The organism is bacterium, assembly GCA_016873475.1.
Classification (GTDB): domain Bacteria; phylum Krumholzibacteriota; class Krumholzibacteriia; order JACNKJ01; family JACNKJ01; genus VGXI01.
Map to the genome: position 1 here is coordinate 1 of VGXI01000261.1, position 3,804 is coordinate 3,804.

Here is a 3,804-nt window from a genome sequence, read left to right on the forward strand (position 1 = left end):
CCCCGACGGCAACTACAACCGGACCTTCAAGCTCTACGCAGCGGCCGTGGGCGGGGCTCCCCTCTGGACGGAGACCCAGACCCTCGCCGTCGCCGACGGCGTCTTCAATGCCCTGCTCGGCAGCGTCGCGGCGCTGACGCTCGACTTCAGCAACCAGTACTACCTCGGCGTGGCGGTCGGCGGGGCGGCGGAACTCACGCCGCGCATCGCTCTGGCCTCGGCACCCTACAGCCTGAACGCTGACCGGCTCGACGGCCAGAGCAGCGCTGCCTTTGCAGCTTCGACGCACACGCACACGCTCGACGCACTCAGCGACGTGGGGGTGCCCACGCCGCTGGACGGTCAGGTGCTCACCTACAGCACCGGCGACGGCGAGTGGGTGGCGCTAACCCCGGCCGTCGGCGACGATGGCGACTGGACGATCAACGGCGATAACGTCTACCACCTGCTCGGCAGGGTGGGCATTGGCATCGCCGTGTTCAAAGGCGTCGAGGAGAAGCCCAAGCCTGATGGCACCATGCCGCCGCGGAACGCGGCCAACGCAAAGGTGCAGGTCTACTCCAGCAATGCCGAAGGCGATGCCTCGCTGTATGCCGCTTACGTCGACGGGGACAATCTGAGCAACCAGCGCGCGGCCATCTTCGGCTACCGCACGAGCGGGCTCGCCAACCCCGGCACCGATTACGGCGTCTGGGGCACGAACAACGCCGTGACCGGCGCCAACTGGTACGGGGATCCCTACAGCTTCGGCACGGCGGGCTATACCTTCTACGACGGTCCGCTCACGGGTGGCGTGTTGGGCTCCGAATGGAACGGCAGCACCTGGGGCGCCCTGGCGTTCCGCGATGCAGGCAACACGAATTGGGGCCTCTACACCCCGTACAACGCCTACGTAGGCGGATTCAGGATGCCGCCCGGCGGCGCGGCCGGCAGGGTGCTCACTTCGGACGCCTCTGGTGTGGGCACCTGGCAGGATCCCGCTCCCGACGGCCAGTGGACCACATCCGGCGACAACATCTACCGCAGCCTCGGCAAGGTGGGCATCGGCCAGCTGCCGATGAAGCAGGTCGTCGAGCAGGATCCGGCGCGCCAGGTTCGCGACGCCTCCGATGCGCGGCTGCAGGTGTACGCGTCCACGCCCGACTTGCAGGGTGGCCTCTGGGCGCGGCTCTACGACCAGGACAACCTCAGCAACGCGCGTGCGGCGGTCTTTGCCACGCGCACCTCGACCCTGCTCAACCCAGGCACCAATGTCAGCGTGGCCGGCACGAACAACGCCATCACCGGCTTGAACTCCTATGGCGACCCCTTCAGCTTCGGCGTGGCGGGCTACACCTACTTCGACAGCCCGAACACGGGCGGCGTGCTGGGCTGCAACGAGGGCACCTCGATGTGGGGCGCCCTGGCCTTCCGCGATGCGTCGGCGGTGAACTGGGGCCTCTACACGCCCTTCAACGCCTACGTGGGCGGCGCCCTCCAACTGCCTGGCGGCACGGCCACGGCTGGCAGCGGCACGGCGAACTACATCCCGCGCTGGACCGCGGCGACGACGCTGGGCAACTCGGCGCTCTACCAGTCGGGCAGCTACATCGGCATCGGCACGACGGCGCCGGACCGCCCGCTCGAGGTGAACGCCACGGGCCACGTCATCATCGGCCAGGTCACGTCCACTTCCAGCAGTGACTACATCGCTGTCGAAGGTTTCTCGCGGCCAACGGACTACTACGGTATCGGCGGTCGCTTCGAGGGTGGCTACTTCGGCGTCCAGGGTTACATCTATCCGACGGGCTCCGGCACCTACACGGGAGTGTACGGCGCTGCCAATGGCGGCAGTGGCTTCAATCGCGGGCTCTATGGCAGTGCCACCGGCAGCGGCACCAACTACGGCCTCTATAGCCAGGCCAGCGGCGGCGCGACGAACTACGCCGGCTACTTCAGCGGCAACGTCCACGTGGCGGGCACACTGAGCAAGACGGCGGGTTCCTTCAAGATCGACCATCCGCTCGATCCCCAGAACAAGACGCTCAGCCACAGCTTCGTCGAGAGCCCGGACATGATGAACGTCTACAACGGCAACATCGTGCTCGGCGCGGATGGCAGTGCCTGGGTCACGATGCCGGACTGGTTCGAGGCCCTGAACCGCGACTTCCGCTACCAGCTCACCTGCATCGGCGGTTTCGCGCCGGTCTACGTGGCGACGGAGATGGCGGCGGGCCGCTTCCAGATCGGCGGCGGCACGGCGGGGCTCAAGGTCTCCTGGCAGGTGACCGGCATCCGCCAGGACGCCTACGCCAACGCGCACCGCATCCCGGTCGAGGAGCTCAAGAGCGCGAAGGACCAGGGCCGCTATCTGAACCCCGAGGCCTTCGGCCAGCCCGAAACGATGGGCGTCGACTACGAGAACAACCATCCTGAGCTGCAGAAGGGAGAGCAGTGATGCGCACTCCACTCCTGCTGCTCGGCCTGGCCGCCGCGCTCCTCGCGGCCGCCTCGCCGGGGCTGGCGGCGATCGAGATGCCGCGCAGCGTCGTCGCGGGCGGCGGCGGCGGCGCCGGCGGCGGGGCCTACCAGATGGTCGGCACCGTCGGCCAGGCGGCGATCGGCCGCCTGAGCGGGCCGAGCTGGCTGCACGAGGCCGGCTTCTGGGCCGGGCCGCCCTCGCCCACGGCCGTGGACGCGATCCCGGCCGCCCCCTGGCTCGGCCAGAACTACCCCAACCCCTTCAACCCGAAGACCACCATCGCCTACGGCTTGCCCAAGGCGGCCCATGTGGAGCTGGTGCTCTTCGACCCGACGGGGCGGCGCGTGGCCGTGCTCGTCGATCAGGACCAGCCGGCGGGCCGGCAGGAGTTCACGCTCAAGGCCGACGATCTGGCCAGCGGCGTCTACTTCTACCGCCTGGTCGCCGGCGACTTCCGGGAGACGCGCAAGCTCGTTCTCCTTAAATGAGGTGCGATGCCCCCTTCGCCTCGCGCGCGTTGTTTCGCGCCGCGCGAGCGGAGGGGGCGAGCGCCCTAGCGCGCGCGACCCGGAGTCGATCCGGCGCCCCACCTAACCGCTGTACTCCTCCCTCGGCACGGGCGGCGCATCTCCAGGCAGTCGCCGGCCGCCGGGCTGTGCTATCCTCATCGCGATGCTGCACTCGTCCGGGAGGAGCCCCATGCCTCGCCTCGCCCTCGCCTGCCTGCTGCTCGCCGCCCTCGCCAGCACCGCCACCGCCGAGCGCGGCGACGTCATCGCCGACTTCGAGTCGGGCACGGTCACGCTGGGGAGCTACCCCGGCCAGGACGCCGACCCCGGCGATTGGGAGCTCATCACGAGCGGCACCCACGACGGCAGCGCCTACTCGCTGCGCCTCTTCGGCAACACCTGGAAGACCCAGGCGATCGCGCCGCGCGCGGTCGCGGCCGGCACGGTCTGGCAGGTGGCCGTCCACGTCGAAAGCGAGGCCGAGATGCAGGCCTTCGGCGTCGGGGATGGCGCGAACGAGCTGCTCTACACGCTGGCGGGCGAGCAGCTGCCCACGGGGTCTCAGTGGTGGACGGTCTACCAGGGCGCCTTTCCCAGGGACGAGTGGCGCGTGTACCTCCTGCCCATCGGCGAGGACTGGCCGGCCACGCACGGCTACCTGCCCACGCTCGATCGGCTCATCTACGTGAACGATCGCGACGAGGGGAGTGGCGGCGCCACCCGCTTCGACGCCGTGATCGACGTCACCGCCGACCTGCCCGTCCCCCCCAGCGTCCAGGTTGCCTGTACAATCGAGCGCCTCACGCGCCTGGACCGCGAGCGCTGGCGGGCCCC

Annotated in this window: 2 protein-coding genes; both read left to right on the forward strand. The window is 69.5% G+C overall.

The genetic code is table 11. The annotated features are described in order from the left end of the window. Positions 1 to 2,436 precede the first annotated feature (2,436 nt). Positions 2,437 to 2,949, forward strand: coding sequence for a T9SS type A sorting domain-containing protein (locus FJ251_14320; protein MBM4118880.1), 513 nt, complete (start codon positions 2,437 to 2,439; stop codon positions 2,947 to 2,949). Between the two features lie 211 nt (positions 2,950 to 3,160). Further along, a partial coding sequence (locus FJ251_14325; GenBank protein ID MBM4118881.1) for a hypothetical protein occupies positions 3,161 to 3,804 on the forward strand: 644 nt, incomplete at its 3' end.

Coding starts and splice junctions, on each gene's coding strand:
- FJ251_14320 (MBM4118880.1), top strand. CDS start 2,437: ATGCGCACTCCACTCCTGCTGCTCGGCCTGGCCGCCGCGCTCCTCGCG.